Source organism: Nonomuraea terrae, assembly GCF_004348995.1.
Classification (GTDB): Bacteria; Actinomycetota; Actinomycetes; order Streptosporangiales; family Streptosporangiaceae; genus Nonomuraea; species Nonomuraea terrae.
Map to the genome: position 1 here is coordinate 1 of NZ_SMKQ01000425.1, position 1719 is coordinate 1719.

The 1719-nt window shown below is 73.9% G+C and carries 2 protein-coding genes; both read right to left on the reverse strand.

From position 1 onward, the window contains the following. Window positions 1–55: 55 nt before the first annotated feature. Window positions 56–853 carry an urease accessory protein UreD gene (locus E1286_RS47110; RefSeq protein ID WP_223190969.1) on the reverse strand — a complete coding sequence of 266 codons (798 nt, stop codon included), beginning with the start codon at window positions 851–853 and terminating at the stop codon, window positions 56–58. Window positions 854–924: 71 nt separating this feature from the next. Beyond that, window positions 925–1641 carry an urease accessory protein UreG gene (ureG, locus tag E1286_RS47115; RefSeq protein WP_132623916.1) on the reverse strand — a complete coding sequence of 239 codons (717 nt, stop codon included), beginning with the start codon at window positions 1639–1641 and terminating at the stop codon, window positions 925–927. Between the last annotated feature and the right edge of the window lie 78 nt (window positions 1642–1719).

Consider the following 1719-nt stretch of genomic DNA (forward strand, 5'->3'; position numbering starts at 1 on the left):
ACAGCGCACCACCACCGCACGGCGGTACCTCGCTTCCTCGGGGAGGGCTGCCTGGTCAGGGGGTCGGGTGGAGGTGATGGAGGAGGCGGGCGAGGTGGAGGGTGCCGGCGTTCGGGGCTATGGCGGTGAGGAGTCGGGCTGGGGTTCCGGGGAGCGGGGTGATCACGGCGTGGCCGTCCGCCGGGTCGTCCCAGAGGAACCGGGCCGGGGCCGGCTCCGTGTCGAGAGCGGGGTCGATCAGGAGGAACTGGGCGGTGGCGCGGTGGCCGGCCAGTACGGCGGGGCCGTCCCAGCCGGGTGCGCCGGGGCCGTACGCGGTCTCCTGGTCGAGGATCGTCCGGCCGTCACGGCGTACGGTGAGGCGGCTGGTCAGCCGGCCCGTCGGTTCGTGCGCGCGGCCGAGGATCTGCCGTTCGCCGAGCAGGAGCCGGGCCGTGGGGGCGAGGTCGACGCCGATGCGCTGGCGCAGGTCGCTGCCGTCGGCGGAGATGACCGGCTCGGGCAGCCAGTGCAGCCGCCCGCCGTCAGCCACGGACAGGACGAGGTCCAGCGTGGCATGGCCGGGGACGGGGCCGGGCAGCGCGACGGTCGCGGCGGCGGAGATCACCTCGAGGTCCGCGCCCGGGCCGACGACGATCTCGATGCGCAGCCGGTCGCCGTTGTGCGGGGCGCTCATCGCGCCGACGACGCAGACGCGCGCCTGCCCACCGCGAGACCTCAGGCGGCGCAGGTCGAACGGGCCGTCGCCGGACAGTTGAGGCAGGCAGGTCGCCCCGTCCTCGACGGCCGCGGTGAGACGCGCGGTGGCCCGCAGTCCGTGGGCGGAGTGCCCGGCCGGGCGCGCATCCGGCACAGGACAGGTCGCGACTCCGACAGCCGAGAGGCTGCTTGTCGTGACTTCGGTGGTTGGTGGGCTGCTGGTCGTCATGCCGGGGTCGTGGTCTGGCGGTGGGCGTGCTGGGTGGGGCGTTCGGCGAGGCGGCGGCGTACCCAGGCGGCCACGGGGCGGATGCCGCCTTCGGCTCTGACGCTGGTGAGGATCACGGGGAGCGTGCCGCGTGCGGCGCGGGCGTCGCGTTCCATGGCGGCGAGGTCGGCGCCGACGTACGGGGCCAGGTCGGTCTTGTTGATCACGAGCAGGTCGGCCGAGGTCAGGCCGGGGCCGCCCTTGCGGGGGATGTCGTCGCCGCCCGCCACGTCGATGATGAAGATCTGGTGGTCGACGAGGCCCTGGGAGAAGGTGGCGGTCAGGTTGTCGCCGCCGGACTCGATCAGGACCAGGTCGAGGGGGTCGAGCCGGGTCTGGAGGTCTTCGACGGCCTCCAGGTTGGCGGAGATGTCGTCGCGGATGGCGGTGTGCGGGCAGGCCCCGGTCTCGACGGCCGTGATCCGCTCGGGGGGCAGCACGGCGTGCCGCAGCAGGGCCTCGGCGTCCTCCCTGGTGTAGATGTCGTTGGTCACGACGGCGATGGACAGCGCGTCACGCAGTTCGCGGCACAGGGCGGCGACCGTGGCCGTTTTCCCGGAGCCGACGGGGCCGCCCAGGCCGATGCGCAGAGCACGCCGGCCGTCGTGGGTCGCCGCGCCGCCGCCTCCCGTGGCCGTGTCGAAGAGCGGGGGTTCGGTGTGGTGCAGATGCATGGCGCCTCCGGTGTGCGGTTCGAGGGGTTTGCGGGTGGATTCGGCTCATCGGGTGGTGGGCTGAAGCCGGGAGTGAGT

Coding starts and splice junctions, on each gene's coding strand:
- ureG (WP_132623916.1), bottom strand. CDS start 1,641: ATGCATCTGCACCACACCGAACCCCCGCTCTTCGACACGGCCACGGGA.